The sequence below is a fragment of the Hymenobacter puniceus genome (assembly GCF_014333525.1).
Lineage (GTDB): Bacteria > Bacteroidota > Bacteroidia > Cytophagales > Hymenobacteraceae > Hymenobacter.
On the sequence record NZ_JACSCX010000014.1, the window covers coordinates 1 to 25,271 of the forward strand.

The window sequence follows — 25,271 nt, forward strand, 5'->3', positions numbered from 1 at the left end:
TCCGTAGTCATAAGCTGCGCTGCCCCTTCCGAGCGAAGCGGGCTGCAAAGGTACAACGACCTTTTCGAAGTTGCAAGTGACGCCAGAAGAAATTGTGTTTTTCTGCGCCAACTTAGCCGCCTCCGGTTGAAGCGGGTTGCAAAGGTAGCAACACTTTTTCTTCGTTTCCAAGTTCCAGCAGAACTTATTTTTCTGCCCCGGGCCGGCCGGAACCGGTGAAGCGGGCTGCAAAGGTAAGTGAACTTCCCCGGGATTTGCAACCGCAAAAAAACATTCTTTCAGCGCTGGCCGTAGGGCCCTTTCCCGTACCGCGTTTCGGATTGGGAGTGCAAAAGTAGTAGCCCATTGCTCCTTATGCAAGCCCGGAGCGAAGAAAGTTTAAGGTAAAGCCTACAGCTTCCTTTTTAGGCAGCTGATGTGTAACTACTTATCAGCTATTGAAGGTTCAAATGAAAATAAAAAAGTTTACCTGATCGGCTCCAACTTGAAAAACTCAGATAAATCAGGCGCAAACTCATGTGGGCGGTGGGCCTCGTACTGCAGTACTTGTTGGCCTAGCTTTTCCAGAAAAGGCAAGCCGATGGTTGTATAATCGTAGGCACCGTCGTTGATAATGCCATCTTGATTGACGTAGAGGACGGCGCTCAGCAGAAATTCAGTTTGAGTAGCGGCGTCGGCGAAGTAGGCGACGTCGGATAAGTACCCGTGTGACATGCCAACCACATTATAGATATGCAGCGAGGGACGTGTTTCTGCTTGTGGGCGGCAACCATAGTATAGGTACTTCTTATAAGCATCGAAATATTGACTAGCAGTATATGGCTTGTAGCCTGAGCCGTGTGGTGTGTGATGCAGATAATAGCGCAGGAAGGAATAATCGTCGGGAGTTAGCTGGAATTGTTGGGAGACGGGTATGGCTTGCGGGAAGATGATGGCTTTTAGCATATCGGTAATATGCCGCAGCGAGAGATAATTGGCGGTAGTGAAGTCGAATGGCTGCAAAACGATACGTCCTTCGGCCTGATGTGCTCTGCCTTTGGTGATGCGCCCTAACGGGTGGTTGAATGGAATTGGATTGGTAGCGGCGGGTTGCTGGTGGAGCAATGCTCCGCTTGGTGTGAAAAAGTCAATCGGGTTGGTGTGGCGGTTGGCTTCCGGGTTGCAGGGAGCGAAACGGCGCACGATACGGGTATCAGCGTAGCCTAGCTGCGCCAGACGTTCGTTGAGGGGCCGCTGGCCCAGAAATTCATACAGCCGGTTGTAGGCGTTGTTGTCGCTGACGAGCAGCATCCGTTTGATATAGTTGCCTACGGTATTGAGACGGTCGGGATCGGCGGCGGGGTTGTAGGGAGCGGCGGTCTGGCAGCGGAAGGCGGTGCGGGTGGCCATCGGACTGTGCCGGGTGAGGCCTGGCTTAGCCAGTTGGTTGAGCTTTTCGAGCGCCAGCGCAGCCGTGGGCAGCTTTACGAGACTGGCCGGATTGAAATATCGGTGGGCATCAACCTGGAAGTTGTGCTGGACGAAATGTGGCTGGTTATACTCGTCGCGGTTGATCTGGGTATAAATAATCTGTAGCTCATATTCGTGGGGGTTATCGGCAATGCGGGCTAGCTGGGGGTCAGTATGCAGCAGGCTGTCGAGTAATGGGCTGTTAGCAGTCTGCTGGGTGGTTGAGTGGGGCGCAACATAGCTCGGTATGTCTATGGCGGATTGCCCCGTCGCAAGGCATGGTAGCGCCAGCCAGTGCAGTAGCATACCGAACCGGAGTATACCTATTATATAAGAGTGGCTCATATTCGAAAATTACGCAATCAACAAGCGAGACATTGATTGAGCGGAAACACACTATACAGATAAGCAGGCTTCTTTTCTCCTACCCCAGGTAAGTTGATAATGGAGAGCCTGCCGGTAGACTTGGGATTGTACCTACCAACGAAACAAGCCACAGCATCGGCCGTGGCTTGCTCGGAAAGAATATTCGGCGGCGGATTCCTGATACCCGCAGGCTATAGCATTGTTTTGCGGCGGGCCAGCAGCAGGTTGGAATCGTTCTGTCGCCAGTTGTAGCCGGTACCGAAGGGCAAGGGGCGTGGCCGGTTGGCGGTATCGGTATACACCGTGGTCAGTTCGGGCTGGTAGTGTCTGGCAAACAGGCTGATAGGTCGCTTATAGGCACCGTAGTACGTAAGGTGCCAATCAGTGGGGCGGATATATTTCATGGCGATACCTGAGTCGTCTTGGAGTAGATAATTGCTGCGCGTGAGAATAAGGTTGCGGATTTCGCTGAAGTAGGGCTTGTGCATGAGGTAAGTGGCCGATTTCACGTAGGTGGTCAGCGGCCCCAGGCTGGACACGTATTTCACTATGGCTTTCTTGTTGGTCCCCATTTTCCAGTCGCTGATGTCGGCAGAGAAGTACTGCGCCTTCTGCAGCCTGCCGGACGCACTAAGCATGGCTAGCTCGACGCCGGGAATAACGTTGGGCCCAGGACGGCGCCTACTACTACTACTATCGGCGGGAGCCAGTTGGCCATCGGTGGAAAGCTGCACGTATTTTACTTCCTGAATCTGGTGGCCGGTTCGGGCGGCGAACAGCATCATCAGCGGGAGGGCACCATCCAACTCCACGGACTTAAGATCGACAGCCATGTCGTTGGTGCGAAAGAAGCTGAAGTTCAGCACTGACCACAATGACGCCTTAAGGGCCGGAAACAGCTTGGGGTTACTGAGCGTGGTGCGACCGGGCACAGATCCTACTGGCTCCAGCCCTACCAGCACGTAGGTGCTGCTTTCCGGAAACATCGTCACGACGTTGAGCAAATCAGGACCACTGAATGGATAAAATACGGTAGGGCTGGCTGCCCGGACCGAATCCAGCTCCGTAGCAGCCCATTGCTCTATTTTGGTGGTGCGCGTGGCGTGGTAGCTGGTCCAGCTTTTGTCGGCGTCGGTGGCGAAAGCCTGCCACGCGGGAAGCTCCATCAGCTGCTGCAAGTCGCTTTTGCGGCTTACTAACTGGCCGGCAAGATAAGCGGCTACATCGTGCACGTAAACCGTATCGGGGCGCGGGGCGGCAGGTGCTGATGCAGTTGCTACGGCTGTATCGGGGCGAGGTAGTGCAGGAGCTGCGGATTCAACAGACGTTTTCTTCTGGTCAGAGCAGGCACCCAGAACCAGCAGCGCGGCAGGCAACGCGGCAGGCAATAGGAGCCGGTAGGCAGAGATTTGCATGAAAAGCGTTGGGAATGAGAAGAGCGTCAAGATACGGTGTTGGTGTGTTTCAGAGGAAGGTGTTGCGCTATCATTGCCCGAGCACCACGAACACCGGCACCTAGTTTACTGCTTTAGTTGGCCGTTTCGGCGCCGTAGGGGTTGTGCTTGCGGATTTCCATGAACCGCTCGGGAACTGCTAACGGAGCGAAACCGAATTGCTCGTACAGCCCATGGGCATCGAGGGTAGCCAGCATCCGGCGCCGCAGGTTTTGTAGTTGCGGATGCGCCCACACCACTTCCATCAGCCACTTCGACAACCCCTTGCCTTGATAGGCAGGCAGCACGAATACGTCGCAGAGCCAGGCAAATGTGGCATAATCGGTGACGACGCGCGCAAAGCCTGCCAGCTGGCCCTCAGGAGAGTAAAGCCCGAACGGAAGTGAGTTGGCTATGGCCTGCTTTACGGTTTCAATAGGAATGCCTTTGGCCCAGTAAGACTCGAGGCTTAGGTAAGCATGAATGCCGACTAGGTCGAGACGGGCAGGGTCGGTGCTGATGGTGAAGCCGCTGGGATGAATAAGGCTTGGCATAACTGAAAGGCATTGTCTGTGAACAATTTGCTTGTTCGTATATTCACTACCAAGCAACGTGGCCAAAGCTACAAACCGGCCGCCAACCTATGGGCAGGTCCGGCAGGCAGCAGGACACCCCTATTTCTCACCCTATCAGTTTTCCCATGAAACGTATTCCTACTCTCCTGCTGCTGGCCGGTTTAGCGACTCCGGCCTGCGCTCAGCAGAATCCGCCACTGGCAACCTATACGGTGGGCACCACTACGCTCACGCTGTCGGCTGTTGCCAACAACCTGAATACGCCCTGGGAACTGCTGTGGGGCCCGGATAATTTCCTGTGGATGACGGAGCGCGGCGGCCGTATCAGCCGCATAAACCCTACCACCGGCCAGGTAGTGCCGCTGCTGACCGTGGCCGACGTAACGGAAACCGGCGAAAGTGGCCTGCTGGGTATGGCGCTACACCCCGACTTCACGACTTCGCCTTTCGTGTACATCGTGTACAACTACACCGACGCCGGGGCTCTTAAGGAGAAGCTAGTGCGCTACACGTATTCGGCTACGGCAGGCACCCTGAGTAGCCCGCTGATACTGCTAGGCAACATTCCGGCCGCGACTACGCACAGTGGCTCACGCCTGCTCATCCTGCCCGACCGTACCCTGCTCATGACCACCGGCGACGCACAGCAACTACCTGAAGCCCAGAATAGAGCTTCGCTGAATGGCAAAGTACTGCGCCTAAACCTTGATGGCAGCGTACCGGCCACTAACCCTACGGCGGGCAGCCTGGTGTACACGCTGGGCCACCGCAACCCGCAGGGGCTTGCAAGGGCAGCTTCAGGCCGGCTCTACAGCTCGGAGCACGGCCCCAACAACGACGACGAGGTGAACCTGATTGAGCCGGGCCGCAATTATGGCTGGCCAAATGTGGAGGGTTTCTGCAATCTGCCCGCCGAGCAGACATTCTGCAGCGCCAACAACGTGCGCGAGCCACTGACAGCTTACACGCCGACGATTGCCGTAGCCGGCCTCACGGCATATAATAGCCCCGCCATTCCGCAATGGGCCAACTCCCTGCTGATGGTAAGCCTGAAAGCCGGCAAGCTTACCGCTATACAGCTCAATGCGGCCGGCGACCAGGTAACCAGCCAAGCCGACTTATGGAGCGGTACCTACGGACGCCTGCGGGCCATTTGTGTGTCGCCGCAGGGCAAGGTATACCTGACCACCAGCAACCGCGACGGCCGCGCCACGCCCGGCGCCACCGATGACCGGCTGCTGGTACTGGAAAATCGGGCTTTCACGCCTAGTTCCACTCGCAATGCCCAGTCGGCGGCGCTGAGTGTGTGGCCGAACCCAGCCGCACGAACTGCTACTGTACGGCTGCCTGCACCGGCCAGTGCAGCTCTCACCTTACATGACGCAGTAGGGCGCCTCACTCAAACGCTCCCTATGGCGGGCCGCTCGGAACTGGTGTTGGACCTGAGCCGCCTCGCGCCGGGTGTATATACCGTTCGGACGCAGCTAGATGGTACGCCAGTGCAGCGGAAGTTATTGGTAGAATAGCACCTGCTGTTGAAAGCCGGCCACTGTCTTCTTCCTAAAGATGGTGGCCGGCTTTTTCGCGTTTAAAGAGTGGTTGTATTTGATAAAACCTATTTAGGCACGACACTTCTGAAAACCTTTTCTGAGTGAAACCGGTATTCATGGTGTCTTTAAAAATATTTTTAGACAAGTCTAAAAACGTATATTTGCGTCTCATTACCTCCGTACCTTATGCCTACAACAGTACAGCCTACGCCCGTGCGAGAAATGCCCCCCGCGGCGGAAACCGGCTGGCGGCGGGCCCGCACGTCTTTGTCTTTGAGCGAAGTTCACGGGAGCATTAAGGTGCCAGCCCTCAGTGCTTCGTTTTGGCGCAAAATGCGGGCGTTTTGGGGACCAGGACTGATGGTGGCCGTAGGCTACATGGACCCCGGAAACTGGGCTACCGACATTGCCGGCGGCTCGCAGTTTGGCTACACACTGTTGTCGGTTATCTTGGTTTCCAACCTGTTTGCGATGCTGCTGCAGCATCTGTCGGCTAAGCTCGGCATCGTGACCGGGCGCGACCTAGCGCAGGCCTGCCGCGACCATTACTCCAAGCCGGTGGCCATGGTGCTGTGGTTTCTGTGCGAAGTAGCCATTGCTGCCTGCGACCTGGCCGAAGTCATCGGCTCGGCCATTGCCCTAAATTTGCTGTTTGGGCTGCCGCTGCCCTGGGGCGTGGTGCTCACCATCCTGGATGTGCTGGTGGTGCTGATGTTCCAGAGCCGGGGCTTCCGTGTGATTGAAAGCATCATTGCAGGCCTCACGGTGGTAATTTTTGGGTGCTTCCTGTACGAAATCATTGTATCAAACCCTGATTATTTCGGCATTCTGGGCGGATTGGTACCGCAGCCACAAGTCGTGACCAATCCCAAGATGCTTTATATAGCCATCGGGATTCTGGGCGCCACCGTCATGCCGCACAACCTGTACCTGCATTCCAGCATCGTGCAGACGCGCGCTATCGAGCAAACTGAGCCCGGCAAGCGCATGGCCATCAAGTTTGCTACTATCGACTCGACGGTAGCGCTGTTTCTGGCGTTTTTCGTGAATGCGGCCATTCTCATTACTTCAGCAGCTGCCTTTCACCGCAATGGCCTGCAGGACGTGGCCGACATCGGTGACGCGCACAAGCTGCTGGCACCAGTACTCGGTGCAGGGGCAGCCAGTGTGGTGTTTGCAGTGGCACTGCTGGCTTCGGGCCAGAACTCTACGCTTACGGGCACGCTGGCCGGCCAGATTGTGATGGAAGGCTTTCTGGATATCAAGCTGCGTCCCTGGCTGCGGCGCCTCATTACACGGGGCATTGCCGTGGTGCCAGCCCTCATCGTCACGATTATCTACGGCGAGAAAGGCACCGGCGAACTGCTGGTGTTGAGTCAGGTGATTCTGAGTTTGCAGCTGAGCTTTGCCGTGGTGCCGCTGGTGCTGTTTACGAGCAGCAAGGCCAAAATGGGCGTGTTCGTGAACCGGCCTTGGGTTCAGGTAGCTGCGTGGATTGTGTCAGGTATTATCATCGTGCTAAACGCCTACTTGCTCTACAAAACCTTTTTCGGGTAACAAAAAGCGCGGCTGCCAGCTAGGCTCCGCGCTTTTTTTGCGCATAAAGTTTTAGCATAGTCTAAAAAATAAATAACCATTCAGCTAAAAACACATGAAGCATTTCTTCTTTCTGCTGTTGCTGAATCTGAGTACGCTATTGGCAGCGCAGGGCCAGATAGGTAGCATCCGCGGGACGGTGCGGGCTGAGGGCAAAGTGGTACCATTTGCCAGCGTGGGCCTGAAAGGTAGCAGTATGGGCGCTTCGGCCGACGAAAACGGTGCGTTTGTGCTGCTGAAAGTGGCGCCCGGCAATTACCGGCTGGTGGCCAGCGCCGTGGGTTTCCAGCCAGCGGAGCGGAACGTGACGGTAACGGCCGATAAGCCTACGACCGTGAATGTGGCCCTGACGCCGAGCAGCAGCGCGCTGGGCGAAGTGGTGGTGAGCGGCACGCTGGGCGAAGTTATCCGGAGCGAGTCGGCGGTGGCGGTGGAGCTGTACACGCCGCGCTACTTCCAGAAAAACCCCAGCCCCTGCCTGTTCGAGAACCTGACGATGGTAAACGGCGTGCGGCCCCAGCTGAACTGCAACGTGTGCGGCACCGGCGACATCCACATCAACGGGCTGGAAGGTCCCTACACGATGGTGCTGATTGACGGTATGCCCATCGTCAGCTCGCTGAGCACGGTGTATGGCCTGAGCGGCATTCCGAGCAGCTTGGTGGAGCGGGTGGAAGTGGTGAAAGGCCCGGCCTCGACGCTTTACGGCTCGGAGGCAGTGGGCGGGCTCATCAACGTCATTACCAAGAACCCGGCGAAAGCGCCCCGCTTTTCGGCGGATATTTTCGGCACCTCGCACCGCGACCTGAATGTGGATCTGGCTACGGCCGCCAAGGTGGGTACGGCCTCCACCCTGCTCAGCACCAACCTGTATGGCTACAACCAGCGCCGCGACGTGAACCAGGACGGTTTCACGGATGTGCCTACCCAGCAGCGGGTGTCGGTGTTCAACAAGTGGAGCTGGCAGCGGCCCGAGCAACGCGCCGCCAGTGTAGCGGCCCGCTACTACTACGAAGACCGGTTTGGCGGCCAGCTGGACTGGCGGCCTGAGTTTCGGGGCGGCGACAGTGTGTATGGCGAGAGTGTGTATACCAGCCGCTACGAACTGCTGGGCCAGTACCACTTGCTGGTGGCGGGCCAGAAGCTGCTGCTGAGCGGCTCCTTCAACCAGCACCGCCAGAACTCGGCCTACGGCACCACGCGCTACAACGCCACGCAGCGCGTGGGTTTCGGGCAGCTGACCTGGGCCAAAAGCCCCAGTATCCGGCACAACCTGCTGCTGGGCGCGGCTTTCCGCTCTACCTGGTACGACGACAACACGCCCGCCACGGGCACCGAAACCCGCAACCAGCCCGATTTGATTCACTTGCCCGGCGTGTTTGTGCAGGACGAGTTCCGACTCACGCCCGACGCCACCGTGCTGGCCGGCCTGCGCTACGACTACAACCCACGCCACGGCAGCATTGTCACGCCGCGCCTCAACTACAAGTGGGGCACCCTAGACGGCAGCCGCGTGCTGCGCGTGGGCGTGGGCAATGGCTACCGGGTGGTAAATTTGTTTACAGAGGACCACGCAGCGCTAACCGGCGCCCGCGAAGTAGTGGTACCCGAGGCGCTGCAGCCGGAGCGCAGCTGGAACGCCAACATCAACTACACCCGCTTCTTCACCACCAAAGCCGGCACGTTTTCGCTGGATGGCAGCGCGTTCTACACCTATTTCACCAACAAAATCAGCCCCGATTACGACACCGACCCCAACCAGATTGTGTACCGCAACCTCGACGGCTACGCCATTTCGCGGGGAGTTTCGCTGAATACCGACGTCACGTTCAGCAAGCCCTTGAAGCTATTGGCCGGCATCACGCTGATGGACGTTTTTCGGAAAGAGCGGCCGGTAGATGGGGGTGCGCTTCGGCGGGTGGCACAGCTGCACGCGCCGGTGTTTTCGGGTACGTATTCGGTTAGCTATACTTTCGCGCAGCTGGGCTTGTCGGTGGATTATACGGGGCAGGTGAACGGGCCCATGCAGTTGCCGGTGCAGCCCAACGACTTTCGGCCCGGCCGCTCGCCGTGGTTTTCGCTGCAGAACCTGCAGGCCACCAAGCGGCTGGGGCCACACCTGGAAGTGTACGGCGGCGTGAAAAACCTGCTCGATTTCCTGCCCCGCCACGCGCTGCTGCGCGCCTTCGACCCGTTCGACAAAACCGTGGGCCAGGACAACCCGAACGGCTACACCTTTGACACCAGCTACAACTTTGCGCCGCTGCAGGGCCGGCGCACGTTTCTGGGGCTGCGGTACAGTTTGTAGAGCTAGGCAGGGAGGCCTGCCTCGTTTAAAGGCTGCCTGTAGTACAAAGGGCTAACTTGCGCGGGCTGCGCTTTTCCCTGCCACTATGCTGCTTACTCTCACGCTGGCCCTGGGCCTGACCGGGGCCCCAACTGCCCCCGATACGCTCAAACGCCCCGGCCAAACCAACGCTGCCACCACCGGCGAAACTCCGCAGCGGCAGCTACGCCCGCTCAATGCCGACCGGCCCGGCGTGACGGAAAGCCCCAATACCATCGACCCCGGCCATTTTCAGCTGGAAACCGACCTCGTGCGGCTCATCAACAGCAAGCCGGGGCAGGAAACCCGTTCCCGCACCTTGCGCCTGAACGCCTTTGCCATCCGGGCCGGCCTCACCGACCACACCGAGGTGCAGGTATTCGTGGACCCGTACACGGTGGAAAAGCAATGGGCACCCGGTGAGCCGATGGCGCGGAGCGCTGGTTTCGGCGACGTGGCCGTGCGCGTGAAGCACAATTTCATCGGCGACGATGACGAAACCGAGCCGCTGGTAGTGGCTGCCATCGGCTTCGTACGCCTGCCCACCGGTGGCAGCGAAGGCGCCGGCGGCTTTGAGTACGGCATTCTGGTGCCGGCCACCTACAACTTTCAGCATGAGTGGCACCTCAGCGCCCAAGCTGCTTCGTTTCTGAGCTATGACCGTGACGCCAAGCAACACGCCGTGGAATTAGCGCCCTCTTTTGCCGTCGACCACGGCTTCAACGACTGGTTGGCCGCCTTCGCTGAATTTTCCACGCGCCGCAACCTGAAAACCCGGCAGTGGACTTCCGCTATCAACGTGGGTCCTATTTTCCACGTCAGTGAGCGGGTACAGCTGGACTTTGGCCGCCGCTTTGCCCTCAGCAGCAGCGCCGACCGAGAGTATTATCTGGGCTTCGTGATAGAGCGGTAAGTAGTTTTAGTTGCTGGCTGTCAGCGAGAAAAAAACCAACAACCGACAACTACCTACTGACAACTAAACCAGCCCTTTCAGGCGCTCGAACTGGCTGCCGAGGATAGCCTTGTCGTCGGCTTCCAGCCAATCGTGGAGGACGGTGGCATAGAGGCTGCGGAAGTCCAGCTGGTGGCGCAGGTCGCCTTCGAGCAGGTTTTGCAGGTCGGGGGCGTTGTTGAGGACGCCTTTCTGCTTGAGGCCGCCGCCCAGCAGCAGCACGTTGTTGGCGGTGCCGTGGTCGGTGCCGTTGCTGGCATTCTGGCTCACGCGCCGCCCAAACTCCGAAAACACCAGCACCAGCGTGTCGTCGAAATTGCCGGCCTTCTGCAGATCCTCGGCAAAAGAGCCCAAGCCTTCCGACAAATCACCAAGCAGCTTGCCCTGCTGCTCCTGCTGCCGCACGTGCGTGTCGAAGCCCGTGAGCGACACGTAGAACACGCGTGAGCCGACGCCGGAATTAATCAGTTCGGCAGTGGTTTTGAGGTTGCGGCCAAACTCGCTGTTCGGGTACGCCACCGCCGACTTATACACCTTGCTGGTCTGGTACAGATAGTCGGCCGACGACGAGGTTTCGGCCAGCGTCTTGTAGAGGTAATCCAGCTCCGACACTGCACCAGCGGGCTGCTGACGGCTCACCTGCGCAATAAACTGGTTCTGGGTCAGCTGATGAAACTTACCCGGATTTTTCAGCGCCAGCCCCTTGCGCAGGTCGCCCTTCATGGCCAAACTCAGCGTGTCGTCTACCTCCAGGCCGTTGTAGGCGGTGGGGCAGCTGGGGCAGTTCGAGTCGAGGTAGCGGCCGAGCCAGCCGGTGCTCAGGTACTCATCGGAAGCCGAGCCACTCTGCCAGATATCCATCGAGCGGAAGTGCGACCGGTCGGGGTTGGGGTAGCCCACGGAGTTGAGCACAGCCACGTGGCCCTGGTCGTAGAGGCCTTTGAGGCGCGTCATGGCTGGGTTGAAGCCCAGGTCTTTGTCGAGGGCCAGGATGCCGCTCTGCTCCCGGATACCGAGCGTAGGGCGAGCCTTGTAGTATAGGTCGTTGCGGTACGGAATAACGGTATTGAGGCCGTCGTTGCCGCCGCCGAGCTGCACCACTACCAGCCGACGGCCGCGGGCGTCGCGCAGGTCTTTGAGGCCCTGGCGGTCCAGCGCGTGCAGAAACGAGGGCACAAACAGCAGGCTGCTGGCCAGCACGGAGGTTTTGAGGAAGTCGCGGCGGGTGGTAGACATATTCTATTACGTTTGGTCATGCTGAGCTTGCCGAAGCATCTCTACCGCTTCGTTGCAGTAGCAACTGATTACCCTCAGTAGAGATGCTTCGGCAAGCTCAGCATGACGTTCATTACAAATGCTTTTCAGCACATAAGTCTACATCAGCTGATATTCCGGCAAGCTCAGCAAGCTGGTCACCATAGTGCGGAGGCGGCCTTCGGCGGGGGCTTTGTCGGCGGCTTGCTGAATGACGGTTAGATTTTCGGGGCGAATGGGCGCCTGTAGAACGAAGCGGCTGAGCGCGGCGGCTTGCTGTGGGGGCGGCGTTTTGGACAGTAGCGCCTGCACCGGTGCCAACTTCACAGTGGTTTTCACCTGCTGCTGAAACGTGCGCTCGGCTTTGCTTAGGTTGGGCGCAATGTCGTTTTCGTCTTGTTTGAGCGCCACATTGAACTCGGCGTTTTTAAGCAGCACCGAGGGCAGCTGCAGCCGGTACAGCAGCGACGACGAGTCAATCCAGTTGCGGCCGCCGGGCCAGCCGGCCACGTTCGGCGGCTGAAACAGCGTCTGGCCCAGTGCCTTCTGAAACACAATCAGCGGCCTGTCGTCCACCAATTGCAGGCCCATAGTGCGCTTGATGCCGGCCAGCAGCTCCACCGGCGACTTGATGCGCGTGCCCACGTTGGCGGGCTCGTAAAACCACTGCGCCGAAAACATCTGCTCCAGCAATGCGTTGATGTCATAGCCACTCTTGAAGAACGCCTGCGCCATCGGCTGAATGTGGGCGGGGTTGGGTGTGTCGTTCACGAAGAAGCGGTAGAGCTTGGTGGCAATGAACTCGGCCGTGCGCGGCTGCTCCAGAATGATGGCCAGCACCTGCTCGCCGGTGAAATTGCCGGTGCGCCCCAGGAAGGTTTTGGGGCCGTCATCGTGCTGGTTCTGACGGAATACGAACTCGCCCTGGGCATTGTAGCCCCAGCCGGTAAAGGCGCGGGCGGCTTCCTTCACGTCGGTTTCCGAGTAGTTGCCGCGGCCCAGCGTGAACAGCTCCATCACCTCGCGGGCGAAGTTTTCGTTGGGGCGCTGCTTGCGGTTTTGCTGATTGTTGAGAAACTGCAGCATAGCCGGCTCCTTGCTCACGGCCAGCAATAAGTCAGAAAACTTGCCCAGCGCGAGTTGTCGGATGGTATTGTTGAGGTGCAGGGCCGCATCGGGGCGGCGCACGCGGCAGGCAAAGTGCCCGTGCCAAAAGAACGTCAGCTTCTCCCGCAATTGCGCTGGTGAAGTAGCCATGCGGGTAAGCCAGCCAGTATTCATGGCGTAAAAAGCCTGCTGAATGCTCTGGTTCTGCATTTTCCGCTGTTGTGCGCTCATGTCCTGGCGGCGCAGTAGCGGCGGCTGTGAGCGTCCCTTCTGCTGATTCGCCAGCGCCGAGCGCACCGGCAGCGCCGTCACGGGCACTTCCATTTCGGCACCCATAGTCGTCTGGTCGGGTGTGGTTACCATGCCCGACTGCGGCTTGCCGGCAGCCGGCGCCACCGGCCGAAATTGGGTTAGCGGCTCGGTATAGCGCATTTGCGGGCTGTCGAGCAGCTCCACTTTTTCGGAGTTGCGCAGCAGCTGGCGCAACGCCTTGCGGGGCGTGAAGCCGGCCGCCACATCCTCAGGCCGCGGCCCGAACCCAGCCCGCCAGTACAAGTGCTGAAGCTGTTGTTGCGTCGTCAGAGTCATGATAGTTGGACGCAGAGTATGGCAGCAGGTTTAATGCTGTCATTGCGAGGCCGAAAGCCGTGGCAATCCTTCCTCTAAAAGATGTGAGCTTCAATTAAGCGACAAGCGCTCTGGCAGTATACTAACCTACCGCTGGAAAGCTTGTCGGTAAGGGTTGCTTGGCTCAGAGAAAGGAAAGATTGCCACGGCCTTCGGCCTCGCAATGACAGCTTAGGTGCGCTTAGAATCTAGCGCCCAGCACCACCGTTTTGCGGTATTGCTGCTTGCTGCCGCCGTTGGGTTTGAACAGCTCAATCTGCAGCACATAGTAGCCGATGGCCGCTTTCTGGCCTTTATCCGTGAGGCCGTCCCACTGGAAAAAGCCAGTGGTAGCCAGCGTCTCGTTGCGGGCCAGGCGGCGCGTGAGGCGGCCCTGCGCATCATACACATTCACGCTGCCCGCGTAGCCGGGGCCATCAAGCTGGTAGTTGAGGGTAGTGAAATCCTGCTGGCCGTCCTCGTCGGGCGTGAAAACCTCGGGCACCACGCTGAACTGCTGGTTGCCGGCCGCAGCGTCCTGCTGCTGGGAATTAGGGCGGCCGGGCGTGGCATAGCCCGCACTGCTGGCCGCCGAATGGAAGTTGCTGGCCGTACTCGGCCCCGCGGCCCGAATCCGCTCCAACGACACGCCATTCACATCATCGAGCAAGCGCAAATGCTGGTCGGCGTTGTAAGCGAAACGGTCCAGCCGGCGTCCCTGGTTGTCGAACAGCGCCACAATGCCGGCATCATCCGGGAAAGTAGGAAAGGCAGACATAGCCAGGAAGGCAGCCGGGTCGGAGCTGGTGGGATACTCGCGCTGCACGATGTCGGGGCGGGTGGTGAGCAGCAGCAGCTGGCCGGGCGCCAGCACGTAGGGCCCGGCGCTGACAGCCTCCGCGTCGGCGGTGCTGTCGGGGCGAATATTGGCCAACTGCCAGCCCTGCACGTCGAGGTACTTGCCAGAGCGGTTGAGCAGTTCCACAAAATCCACGGCGCTGGTGCGCGGGTTGAACAGGATTTCGTTGACCACCACGTCGCCAGCCGCTACGGGCGAGGGCAGCCCGAACGTAGCTGAGGTAGCCGGGCCGGCGGCATTGCCCACGCAGTCGAGGGCGCGCTGCACGGTCAAGGTCAAGGGTTGGCTGGCTTGTAGCGCCGTGGCCAGTGTGAGGTCTACCACCCGGAAATCGGGTGAGACGGGTGCGGCGCGTGTGACGGCCGTAGTGGGCGTGAGCGTGTAAAGCGCAGGGTTGGCAGCCGTCAGGCTATCGAGTTTTTCCCCAAAAAACAGCCGCACAGTGGTAGAATTGAGAGCCAGAGCGCGCAGCAAAACCGGGGCCGTACGGTCGGGGTTAATGGCACGCACGGAATTAGCGCGGCCGGGCGTGCCGCCGCGGGCGTCGGTGCTGGCCGTCCAGTTTTCGATGCCCGCGCAGGGGTTGGCCGTATCCACCATTTCCAGGCTCCAGCCGCCGTCTTTTTTGCGGCTGTCTTTGTACCAGGTGTCAGAATAGCTGATTTCAAACAGTGTGCGGCCGGTGCGGGTGCGCAGTAGCAGCTGGTCGCCGGCATTGCTGAGGCTGGGGAAATTACTCAGCCCGAACACCTTGCCGAAGGTTGCAAACAACGGGGCCCGCGTGCTGCCACACACCACAGCATACTCACCGGGCAGCAGCGTCGCGCCGGCCGGAAACACCGCCGGATTACCCGTCTGGCCTGGTTTGAGCAGCTGCACACCCGCCAGATCCAGCACAGCCGTGGCCGAGGGATTGTGGATTTCCAGGTACTCCGAGGCCGGCAGCCCCACCACCGGCGTCTCATCAGCCATGATTTCAGTGATGAGCACCTGGCTGAAGGCTGGGGCCACAGCCGTACCGCTGTAGCTGAACGTGGCTGTGAGCGGGCCGGCAGCGGTGTTGCCGTAGAGGTCAGCCACGTTGCGGGCTTCCACAGTATTGCTGCCCAGCGGCAACGGCCCGGCCAGCGTCAGGTGCACGATAGTTGGGTCGGTGGCGTCGCGCAGGGCGGCCGTTACGGCGGGCGCGCCGGCCCCCGTCAGCCGGTAGCTAGCGGCGTTCTGCGTAGCCGACACCGGCTCATTGAACGTAACATCAAGCTGCTGCGGGCCAGTGACACCGGCGATGATGGCGCGGGGCGGCGCCGTATCCGTCACACGGAAATCATCGAAGGAAAATGCCCGGTTGTTGGCCGATGAGTACGTCAGATACACCCCAAACCAGGCGCCGCGCTGGTACGTAGCATCAGAGGCCGTGCCTTCGCTCACATAGCTGGTGCCACCCGTCAGGTCGCGTTCCAGCGTCCAGACGTCGGCGACGGAGCGCGTAACGCGCACCCGCACGGGGTTGTTGGTGGCCGAGCTGAGCGTAGCATCAGCACCGTTGATGACGTAGGCGGGGCTGCCGGTGGCGTCTTTACGGAACAGGGCCACTTCATCGGGGGTGCCGCCGAGGCGCACGAAGTAGCCGCGGTTGCCGGTGGCTTTCAGGTCGGATTGCTCGGCTACCAGCCACACGTCGGCATAGTTGCCGCTGCTAGTCGCCAGCCGCAGATTCGCCCAGAACTCCCAGGTGGTGCCGCCCGTGGCGGCCTGGCACGGCGTGGCGAGTTGCAGCTGGGTGCCAGTAACAGTGGGGCCATTGCTTTGCAGCTGCTGGTTAGCTACCTGAAAGCTGGCGGCGTCGCCGGTCCAGGCGGGGTTTTGGGTGAAGTCGCCGTCGGTAAAGGAATCGGTAAGCTGGGCTGCCGCCGTGAAAGGGCTTAGCAGCAATAACAGTAGCAGTTTTTTCACGGGCACTAGCATCAGGAAAGCAGGCAACGCCCGCCAGGTAGAAGTATGGCATGAAAGATAACCGCTTTACCTTTACGCCCTAATCCTTGATGCACATGAAAGTAGCCGTAGTAGGTGCCACCGGTTTGGTGGGCACCGAGATGCTGAAAGTACTGGCCGAGCGCAACTTCCCGGTCACCGAACTGCTGCCCGTGGCCTCCGCCCGCTCGGTGGGCCAGGAAATCGAGTTCCAGGGCAAGAAATACAAGGTGGTGAGCATGGACGACGCCATTGCAGCGCGTCCGGCCGTGGCCATCTTCTCGGCCGGCGGCTCCATCAGCAAGCAGGAGGCGCCGCGCTTCGCTGAAGTGGGTACCGTGGTCATCGACAACTCCTCGGCCTGGCGCATGGACCCCACCAAAAAGCTGGTGGTGCCCGAAATCAACGCCCGGGAGCTGACCGCCGCCGATAAAATCATTGCTAACCCCAACTGCTCGACCATCCAGATGGTGGTGGCCCTCAACGAGCTGCACAAACGGTATAAAGCTCAGCGCATCGTGGTGAGTACCTACCAGAGCGTGACGGGCACCGGCAAGCAGGCCGTGGATCAGCTGCTGGAAGAGCGCGCCGGCCAGACGCCCACCAACCCCGCCTACCCCCACCGCATCGACCTGAACGTGCTGCCCCACATCGACGTGTTCGAGGACAACGGCTACACCAAGGAGGAAATGAAGATGGTAAACGAAACCAAGAAAATCTTCGGCGACGACACCATCCGTGTAACGGCCACCACCGTGCGCATCCCAGTGATGGGCGGCCATTCCGAAGCCATGAACGTGGAGTTTGCCGAAGAATTCGACCTTGACGAAGTGCGCGCCATCCTGCGCCGCACCGAAGGCGTGGAGCTGGTGGACGACGTGAAGAACAACATCTACCCCATGCCTAAAGACGCCCACGGCCGCGACGCCGTGCTCGTCGGCCGCCTCCGCCGCGACGAAACCCAGCCCCGCACCCTCAACCTGTGGGTGGTAGCCGACAACCTGCGCAAAGGCGCCGCTACCAACGCCGTGCAGATTGCCGAGGCCATGCTAAAAATGGGCTTGCTGATGGCCTAAAACGGCCTTTTCAAGTAGTGAGTATTCAGGCTGTCATTGCCATACAACCAGCCAATGATAGCCCGAATACTCACTACCTATCACTCAGCGCTTACCCGCTATATCGTCTATCCGAGCTTATCCAACTTTCATGCATTCCGCAGTCCGTACCCTTTCTTTTGTAGCCCTATGCGGCCCGGCTTCGGCCGTGGCGCAAACCGCCTCCCCTACCCGCCCCGGCACCGAGCAGGTTATCAATAAAATCTACACCTACGTGGAGCAGATGCCCGAATTTCCGGGCGGCCAGCCCGCACTGTTCCGGACGCTGGGCCAGACGATAGTGTACCCGGCGGAGGCGCTGCAGCAGGGGCTGGAGGGCAAGGTGTTTGTGTCGTTTGTGGTGGCCGCGTCGGGGCAGGTACAGGACGTGAAGGTGAGCAAGAGCGTGCACCCGCTGCTCGATGCCGAGGCGCTGCGCGCCGTGCAGGCGCTGCCGGCTTTCGTGCCCGGCAAGCAGAACGGCCGCCCGGTGGCAGTAGCCTACACGCTGCCCATTGCGTTCAGAGTGCCCGCGGAAGCCGCGCCGGTAGCAACGGCCCCGGTGGCACCGCTGCTCACGGGCCCGCGGCCGGCGGCTAAGGAAGGCCGTAGCCCGCGCCCGCAGGGTGGGCAGGAGGCGTTGGCCGAGTACCTGAAAACCGTTGCATACCCCGCAGACGCTCAGCAGGCCCAGGCCTCCGGACTCATCGTGGTGGAGCTGACCGTAGGTGCCGACGGCAAGGTGAGCAAGGTGAGCACCGATAACGGCATCGGCCTGCAGAACGGGCAGGCTACCCGCCTGATGCCCGCGCTACGCTTCGCCGCCATCAGCCTGCTCAACGACGCTCCTGCCTGGGCGCCGGGGCAGCTGAAGGGCAAAAACGTATCCAGCAACATCCAGATTCCGCTGCAGTTTGACGCCGCCAGTGGCATCGTGTCCATCGTTCCCGGGCTGCGGCTGTTTCCCGACGAAGGCCCTGCGGTACCGGGCGGGCCCGAAGCCCTGCTCAGAACCATGTCGCAGAGGCTGCAGTACCCCATGGAAGCACTGCGCAACCAGCGGCAGGGCAAAGTGGTGCTGTTTCTGCAAATCAGCGAAGAAGGCCGCCTGGAGCAGCCCTTGGTGGTCGGGCCAGTATCGCCGGAACTTGATGCCGAAGCCTTGCGCGTAGCAACTCTGCTGCCGCCCGTATTTCCAGCGCTGGAGCAAGGCAAGCCCGTACGCAGCTACTATCTGCTACCGGTGGTATTCGAGATTCGGGAGTGACGAAAACACCCTAGCCATTCTTTTCAGCAAACAAAAAAGCTCTTCCGGATATCCGGAAGAGCTTTTTTGCTATTCAGCTTTAAACCGAAACAGCCCTACTTGGCCAGCTTGGCTTTCAGATTCTCATCCAGCGCAGCCAGGAACTCCTCGGTGTAGAGGTAGTCTTTGCCGTGCTCCACTTTGTTGCCGTGGATGCAGACGGCGAGGTCCTTGGTCATCTTGCCGCTTTCCACGGTTTCAATGCACACGGCTTCTAGAGCGTGGCAGAAGTCAATCAGCTCCTGGTTGTTATCCAGCTTGCCGCGGAACTCTAGGCCGCGCGTCCAAGCGAAGATGCTGGCAATGGGGTTGGTGCTCGTAGGCTTGCCTTTCTGATGGTCGCGGTAATGACGCGTTACGGTGCCGTGGGCAGCTTCGGCCTCCATGGTGCCGCCGTCGGGCGTAACCAGCACGGAGGTCATCAGGCCGAGCGAGCCGAAACCCTGGGCCACGGTGTCGCTTTGCACGTCGCCGTCGTAGTTTTTGCAGGCCCACACGAAGTTGCCGTTCCATTTCAGGGCCGAGGCCACCATGTCGTCAATCAGACGGTGCTCGTAGGTGATGCCGGCTTCCTTAAACTTCGCCAGATAATCCTGCTCATAAATCTCCTGGAAGATGTCCTTGAAGCGACCATCGTACTTCTTCAGGATGGTGTTCTTGGTGCTCAGATACAACGGCCAGCCCTTGCTCAGGGCCTGGTTGAAGCAGGCGTGGGCAAAGCCGCGGATGCTTTCGTCGGTGTTGTACATAGCCAGGGCCACGCCGTCGCCTTTAAAGTTGTACACCTCAAACGACTGGGTTTCGCCGCCATCCTCGGGCTGGAAGGTTACGGTCAGCTTGCCTTTGCCTTTCGTTACGAAGTCGGTGGCGCGGTACTGGTCGCCGAAGGCGTGGCGGCCGATGCAGATCGGGGCTGTCCAGTTAGGTACGAGGCGGGGCACGTTGCTCATCACAATCGGCTCACGGAATACGGTGCCGTCGAGAATGTTGCGGATGGTGCCGTTCGGTGACTTCCACATCTGCTTCAGGCCAAATTCCTGCACCCGCTCCTCGTCGGGGGTGATGGTAGCGCACTTGATGCCCACGCCGTACTGCTTGATGGCGTTGGCCGCGTCAATAGTTACCTGGTCGTTGGTTTCGTCGCGGTACTCAATGCCGAGGTCGTAATACTTAATATCGAGCTCCAGATAGGGCGTAATCAGCTTGTCCTTGATGAACTTCCAGATGATGCGCGTCATTTCGTCGCCATCCAGCTCTACTACCGGGTTTGCTACTTTGATTTTGGTCATGGGTCAGAGGGGAATATGTGGTAAATCGGTTCGGTGCGGAAATGGCAGTACGTACGGGTTTGACGTGCTCAGGGCCAAACCTGCCTAAGCAGCCGGGCCGTATCTGCCGCCGCAAAGATATGGGCTGCCGCGAGGTGCGCCCCCGGTCCTGGCCGGACCGGCAAATTAGCTTGGTTTCCGGTTAGCTGAGCACGCCTCCCGCGAAATCCAGTACGGCGCGGCGCGTAAGTTCCGGCTCCTCAAAGAAGCCGAGGTGCCCTACGTCGCTGAGCAGCAGCGCGTGGCTTTCAGCCGGCAGCGCCAGTTGGGGCAGCAGGCTTTCGGTGGGTACCGCCACGTCTTCTTTGCCGGCAATGAAAAGCACCGGAAACTTGGCGTCGCGCAGAATGTGAGTACGGTCGGGGCGGTTTTTCATGGCTTCCAGCGCGCCCAGCACCGTGGCTTCGGGTGTGGCCCGGCCAATGTCCTCCAGAAACTCGCGCCGCTCCAGCAGCCGCTCGCGGTTGGCGGGCGCAAACAACGGCCGAATAAACGATTCCATGAACTTCTCCACGCCGTGGCGGCGCACGAAGTCCATGTTTTTGTCGCGGTTGGCCTTTTTCTCGTCGGTATCGGGCAGGGCGGTGCTGTGGAATAGCACGAGGCCGGCCACCATTTCGGAGTAGCGCTCAGCAAACGCCAAAGCCACGTAGCCGCCCATGCTGTGGCACACCAGCAGCGCGCGTTCCACGGCTTTCTGGCGCAGCTGCTCGGCCACGTAGCGGGCCTGGGCCTCCATGCTGTAGTCGCGGATGTCGTGCACGTTGGTGCCGTGGCCGGGCAGGTTCAGGGTCAGCAGGCGGTATTCGGCGGGAAACTCGCGGGTGAAATCCGTCCACACCTCGCGCGATTCGCCGAAGCCGTGGAGCAGCACAATAGTTGGTTGGGAAGTCATAAGAAGAAGGCCGCGGCCAACCGCGGCCGCGCAATGTAGGATGGGCACAAGTACGCACATTTGCGCAGCTTGGCTGCTCCGCTTCCGCTGCCAGAGCGCAAAAGCGCCTGTCTCCCAAGCGAGAAACAGGCGCTTTCACTGATTATAGCCATGCAGTGTTTGTCCGCTGAGCAACCTGATTAAACGGTCTGCAGGTATGCCGACTCAGCGGAAAAGCATAGCGGCAGGACCTTAGGCCTGCTTGGCAAACTGCAGGCTGGCCTGCAGCTTCACGTCGTCGCTTACCACAATAGAGCCGGCTTCGGTGATGCCGCTCCAGGTCAGGCCGAAGTCTTTACGGTTGATTTTGCCGCTCACTTCGAAACCCGCTTTCTGGTTGCCGTAAAAGTCGCCGGCCTGGCCGCCGTACTCCACGTCCAGCGTGATAGGCTGTGTTACGCCGTGTAGAGTCAGGTTGCCGGTGAGCTTGTATTCGCCCTCACCTTCTTTCACGAAAGACGTCGACACAAACGACAGCTCCGGGTACGTGGCAGCATCGAAGAACTCAGCACTTTTCAGGTGCTCGTCGCGCTGAGCCTGGTTGGTGTCGATGCTGTCAATCTGGGCCGTGAACTGCACCTGCGCGTTGTCAAACGTGTCGTCTTCGGTAGTGGCGCTGCCCGAAAACTGCTTGAACGAGCCGGTTACCGTGGAAATAACCAGGTGCTTCACCTTAAACTGAACTTCGGAGTGCATTGGGTCTAGTGCCCACTGGGTAGCTGCCATATAACTGAAGAGAAAAAAGAGGAAAAAATCAAGTACCAAGTGCTGGAGCGGGTCAGACAACCCTATCAAGAACCAACGACTCAAATGTATGAATAATGTATCTACATACGTGTACATACATGATATTTTTATTTGCAGGTGCTCGGCACACATGCCCACTGCATGGCGCCGCTGCTAGATTGTTGTTGCTGTACAACACTTCTGAAAAGTGCTTGGATCGTTTGGCCTATGGTTGCGGCCAAGCATGCCATAAGCCATAAGTTATAGTAACTTACTGTCGCAATACTTACTGTGGCACGTTTTGCTTTGCTATGCTTGCGCTGTGAATCTTCCTCCCTCCAGCTTCTTATCTGCATCCGGCTATTCCGCGTTGACACTCCTGGAAGGCGTGTTCGACGCCGTTGTGCTGCTGGCGCCGGATGGAAACTTGCAGTGGGCTAATCCGAACTTTCTGCGTCTCACTGGCTTTGCTGATGTGCAGGCTGCAGCAGAAGTAATACAGGAGGCCATGACAGCAGCAGGCAGCCCACTTGCCGTATTAGGGCCATCTGTCAGCAACCAAACTTTGCCGTTTACGCTGGCTTTGCGCCGCGCTGATGGCAGCCGGCTGCCCGTGCGGCTGAAAGTGCAGCCACAGCCCACCGGCTGGCTTGGGCTGCTGGACGTTGAGCAGGCCGGTGCTTTCTCAGCTAATACGCAGCAAGAACAGGAAGCTCGCTTCAACTACCTCACCGATCAGGTTCCCGGTGTGCTGTTTCAGTGGCGCGACGCCAATGGTATTGCGGAGTTGAGCTACATCAGCCCACAGTTGCAGCTGCTTTTCGGCCTGGCTCCTACGCAGGTACACACGCTGCCCAGCCTGCTCCATCCCGATGATTTGCCACACTGGCGGTCTGCCGCACGCCGCACACGCCGGCTAGGAGTACCTTTTGTGTTCGAAGGACGCCTGCTGGTGCCGGGGCAGCCCATGCGGTGGCTGCGCGCCACTGCCCAGCTTTCACGCGCCGATGCTACCGGCAAGCTCTACAGCGGCCTGCTCACAGATAGCACCGCCCTTAGGCAGGCAGAAGCCGCCGTGCAGGACCACGAGCAGCGCTGGCGCTTGGCTATCGAGCAATTCGGTGATGGCGCTTGGGAGTTCAATTACCAGACTGGGGCGGAATACTTTTCTCAGGCTTACCATACAATGCTGGGCTACCTGCCCGGTGGCCCCGAACTGCTGCCGCGCAGCTGGGAGCAGCACGTCCATCCCGACGACCGTGCCATAAGCCTGGAAGCGGCCGCTGCTTACCTGAATGGGACCAAGCCCATATATTCAGTGGAACGCCGTCTGCGCTGCCAGGATGGCAGCTACAAATGGGTACTTACCCGCGGCCTTATCACGCAGCGCGACGAGCATGGCGCGCCCCTGACCATGACCGGGGTACACACCGATATTTCGGCGCTGAAAGAAACCAGCCTGGCGCTTGAAGCCAGTACACTGCGCTTTGCCACCACCATTGCCAGCTTACAGGAAGGCATTTTGCTGGAAGACGAGCATCAGCATGTGGTGTTGGCCAACGATGCGTTGTGCGACATATTCAAGCTCAATACAACCCCAACTCAACTGGTGGGCTACAACACGCGCTTGTTGGAAAAGAACATGCAGCACCAGTTCCGGCAGCCCGAAACCTTTGTACAGCGCTACACCACCATTGTACAGGCGCGGCGGCCGGTAACAGACGAGCTATTTGAGCTGGCCGATGGACGCATCGTGCAAACCGACTTCGTACCCATTTTTGTGGCGGAGCGCTACATCGGGCACCTGTGGAAGTTCCAGGACATTACGGAGCGCAAGCACAACGAAGATGCCCTGCGGCAGCGCGAGGAGAAGTACCGCGGTATTATCGACAACATGAACATGGGCCTGGTGGAGATGGACCTGAACCGCCAGGTGATGTTTATCAATAAGGCTTTCAGCGACATTACCGGCTACTCCAAGCAGGATTTCAGCGACCAGCATACGCTCGACCGTCTGATGTCGCCCGAAGATATTAGCTTGGCGAAGCAGCGCGACCTGCGCCGCCGCCTTGGCGAGTCGGAAACCTACGAAACGTCCATCACAGACAGCAAAGGCACACTCAAGTGGCTGCTGGTGAGTGCCGCTCCCCTCTACGATGAGGCGCAACAGGTGTACGGTAGTATTGCCATTATTCTCGACATCACCCACCAGAAAGAGCTGGAGCACAATCTGCGGGCAGCCAAAGAGCAGGCCGAGGACCTAGCCCAGGCTAAAGAGCTGTTTCTGGCCAATATGAGCCACGAAATCCGCACCCCGATGAACGCTATTCTGGGAATGGGGCAGTTGCTAGCCAAAACGCCACTCGATGCAGTGCAGCTCACGTACCTGCGCGCCATTGAAACGTCGGGCGAGAACCTGCTGGTGATTCTCAACGACATTCTGGATTTGTCGAAAATAGGAGCCAGCCAGCTTCAGATCGAGCAGATTGGCTTTAGCTTGTCGGATTTGCTGCTGCAGATCGAGAAAAGCCTGCACTTCAAGGCCGAGGAAAAAGGCCTTGCATTTCAGGTGAAGCTGGATGAACAGCTGCCGGCGGTGCTGCTCGGCGACCCGTACCGCATCACGCAGGTGTTGCTTAACCTGGCCGGCAACTCCATTAAATTCACGGAGAAAGGCTCCGTTACGGTAGCCTGCACCCAGGTAAGCACCGACGGAACGCACGCGCTGGTGCACTGGGGCGTAACCGACACCGGCATTGGCATTGACGCCGACTATCTGGCGAACATTTTCAAGGAGTTCAGCCAGGAAGATTCGTCGGTTACGCGCCGCTTTGGTGGTACCGGCCTGGGGCTGAGCATCAGCCGCCAGCTGGTGCAGCTGATGGGCGGCGAAATCAGCATCGACAGCCAGAAGCACCAAGGCACTCACAGCCATTTTGTGCTGCGCCTGCCCATCGGCACAGCCGAAGATCTGCCGCGCAAAACACTCATCACGGCCAACATCCGGGAGAAGCTACGGGGCCGCCAGGTGCTACTGGTGGAAGACAACCACTTCAACCGCCAGATTGCGAAAGGCTTTCTGCATAACGCCGGCGTGCTGGTGCAGGAGGCAGAAAACGGGGCCCAGGCCGTAGAGCTGGCGCGCCACGGCACCTTCGATGTAGTGCTGATGGACGTGCAGATGCCAGTGATGAACGGCCTAGAAGCCACCACCTACCTGCGCCAGCACCTGCAGCTGAGGACGCCCATTATTGCACTGACGGCCAATGCCGTGAAAGGCGAGCGGGAAAAGTGCCTCCAGGCCGGCATGAACGACTACCTCGCCAAGCCTTTTCAGGAAGATAAGCTTCTAAAACTGCTTTGCATCTGGACGCTGGGCGAGTTTCCGGTTGAAGCCACTAACCTGGAGTATGCTGCAAGCACACCAGAATCCGGGGCACTCTACAACCTCGATATCGTGCGCCAGATAGGCCAAAACAGCGTGTCGTTTACGGTGCTGATGCTGGAATCCTTTATTGAGAGCTGTGAAGAAGCTATAACGGAGCTGCACGCCGCTATAGAACAGCAGGACTCCACCCAGATCCGGGCGGCGGCGCACAAGCTCAAGCCCAGCCTCGACCACCTCCAGGTGTATAGTCTGCTCCCGCTGGTAGTGAAGCTCAACAATTGCCCTGAGCCATTCGACGCACAGCAACTCCCGCAGCTTGTAGCGCAAACCGTAACTCAGCTGCAAGAGCTCATCGGCCAGATGACACTGGAGCTACAAGAGTTGCAGCAGGAGCTGGAGTAATGCCTAGTACAAATATCAAAAAGCCCCACCGGACGAATCCGGCAGGGCT

At 59.2% G+C, this 25,271-nt stretch carries 16 protein-coding genes; 7 read left to right on the forward strand and 9 right to left on the reverse strand.

The window, feature by feature from the left end; translation table 11 throughout:
- Positions 1–465: 465 nt before the first annotated feature.
- From H8B14_RS20495 to H8B14_RS20505, 3 genes are all read right to left on the reverse strand, one after another.
- Positions 466–1,755, reverse strand: coding sequence for a serine hydrolase (locus H8B14_RS20495; protein ID WP_187317546.1), 1,290 nt, complete (start codon positions 1,753–1,755; stop codon positions 466–468).
- 251 nt (positions 1,756–2,006) lie between these two features.
- Positions 2,007–3,230, reverse strand: coding sequence for a hypothetical protein (locus H8B14_RS20500; protein ID WP_187317547.1), 1,224 nt, complete (start codon positions 3,228–3,230; stop codon positions 2,007–2,009).
- A gap of 113 nt (positions 3,231–3,343) precedes the next feature.
- Entirely contained in the window at positions 3,344–3,802 is a 459-nt protein-coding gene (locus tag H8B14_RS20505) for a GNAT family N-acetyltransferase (protein WP_187317548.1), read from the reverse strand.
- Positions 3,803–3,948: 146 nt separating this feature from the next.
- Here H8B14_RS20505 and H8B14_RS20510 point away from each other — a divergent pair, with 146 nt between their 5' ends.
- The 4 genes from H8B14_RS20510 (at position 3,949) to H8B14_RS20525 (ending at position 10,208) form a co-directional block, all read left to right on the forward strand.
- On the forward strand, positions 3,949–5,349 hold the full coding sequence (locus H8B14_RS20510; protein ID WP_187317549.1) for a PQQ-dependent sugar dehydrogenase: 1,401 nt from the start codon (positions 3,949–3,951) through the stop codon (positions 5,347–5,349).
- Between the two features lie 246 nt (positions 5,350–5,595).
- Positions 5,596–6,930 (forward strand): Nramp family divalent metal transporter, encoded by a 1,335-nt coding sequence (locus H8B14_RS20515; protein WP_222840672.1) that lies wholly within the window; start codon positions 5,596–5,598, stop codon positions 6,928–6,930.
- Positions 6,931–7,024: 94 nt separating this feature from the next.
- Positions 7,025–9,277: a TonB-dependent receptor gene (locus H8B14_RS20520; RefSeq protein WP_187317551.1), complete on the forward strand. Its 2,253-nt coding sequence runs from the start codon at positions 7,025–7,027 to the stop codon at positions 9,275–9,277.
- An 85-nt stretch (positions 9,278–9,362) separates the two neighbouring features.
- Positions 9,363–10,208: a transporter gene (locus H8B14_RS20525; protein ID WP_187317552.1), complete on the forward strand. Its 846-nt coding sequence runs from the start codon at positions 9,363–9,365 to the stop codon at positions 10,206–10,208.
- A gap of 63 nt (positions 10,209–10,271) precedes the next feature.
- On the opposite strand, the gene H8B14_RS20530 is transcribed toward H8B14_RS20525, so the two are convergent.
- From H8B14_RS20530 to H8B14_RS20540, 3 genes are all read right to left on the reverse strand, one after another.
- Positions 10,272–11,483: a DUF1501 domain-containing protein gene (locus H8B14_RS20530; RefSeq protein ID WP_187317553.1), complete on the reverse strand. Its 1,212-nt coding sequence runs from the start codon at positions 11,481–11,483 to the stop codon at positions 10,272–10,274.
- Positions 11,484–11,621: 138 nt separating this feature from the next.
- Positions 11,622–13,196 carry a DUF1800 domain-containing protein gene (locus tag H8B14_RS20535; RefSeq protein WP_187317554.1) on the reverse strand — a complete coding sequence of 525 codons (1,575 nt, stop codon included), beginning with the start codon at positions 13,194–13,196 and terminating at the stop codon, positions 11,622–11,624.
- A 220-nt stretch (positions 13,197–13,416) separates the two neighbouring features.
- The gene (locus H8B14_RS20540; protein WP_187317555.1) at positions 13,417–16,026 is read right to left on the reverse strand and encodes a lamin tail domain-containing protein; all 2,610 of its coding nucleotides are present in this window, start codon (positions 16,024–16,026) and stop codon (positions 13,417–13,419) included.
- Between the two features lie 95 nt (positions 16,027–16,121).
- Here H8B14_RS20540 and H8B14_RS20545 point away from each other — a divergent pair, with 95 nt between their 5' ends.
- Both H8B14_RS20545 and H8B14_RS20550 read left to right on the forward strand, forming a co-directional pair.
- On the forward strand, positions 16,122–17,120 hold the full coding sequence (locus H8B14_RS20545; protein ID WP_187317556.1) for an aspartate-semialdehyde dehydrogenase: 999 nt from the start codon (positions 16,122–16,124) through the stop codon (positions 17,118–17,120).
- A 130-nt stretch (positions 17,121–17,250) separates the two neighbouring features.
- Positions 17,251–18,405 carry a TonB family protein gene (locus H8B14_RS20550; protein WP_187317557.1) on the forward strand — a complete coding sequence of 385 codons (1,155 nt, stop codon included), beginning with the start codon at positions 17,251–17,253 and terminating at the stop codon, positions 18,403–18,405.
- Between the two features lie 95 nt (positions 18,406–18,500).
- On the opposite strand, the gene H8B14_RS20555 is transcribed toward H8B14_RS20550, so the two are convergent.
- The 3 genes from H8B14_RS20555 to H8B14_RS20565 form a co-directional block, all read right to left on the reverse strand.
- The gene (locus tag H8B14_RS20555) at positions 18,501–19,733 is read right to left on the reverse strand and encodes an isocitrate dehydrogenase (NADP(+)) (protein ID WP_187317558.1); all 1,233 of its coding nucleotides are present in this window, start codon (positions 19,731–19,733) and stop codon (positions 18,501–18,503) included.
- A 181-nt stretch (positions 19,734–19,914) separates the two neighbouring features.
- On the reverse strand, positions 19,915–20,667 hold the full coding sequence (locus H8B14_RS20560; protein ID WP_187317559.1) for an alpha/beta fold hydrolase: 753 nt from the start codon (positions 20,665–20,667) through the stop codon (positions 19,915–19,917).
- 231 nt (positions 20,668–20,898) lie between these two features.
- On the reverse strand, positions 20,899–21,432 hold the full coding sequence (locus H8B14_RS20565; RefSeq protein WP_187317560.1) for a YceI family protein: 534 nt from the start codon (positions 21,430–21,432) through the stop codon (positions 20,899–20,901).
- 322 nt (positions 21,433–21,754) lie between these two features.
- Between H8B14_RS20565 and H8B14_RS20570 the strand changes: the two genes are divergently transcribed.
- On the forward strand, positions 21,755–25,222 hold the full coding sequence (locus tag H8B14_RS20570; RefSeq protein WP_187317561.1) for a PAS domain S-box protein: 3,468 nt from the start codon (positions 21,755–21,757) through the stop codon (positions 25,220–25,222).
- Positions 25,223–25,271: the final 49 nt, after the last annotated feature.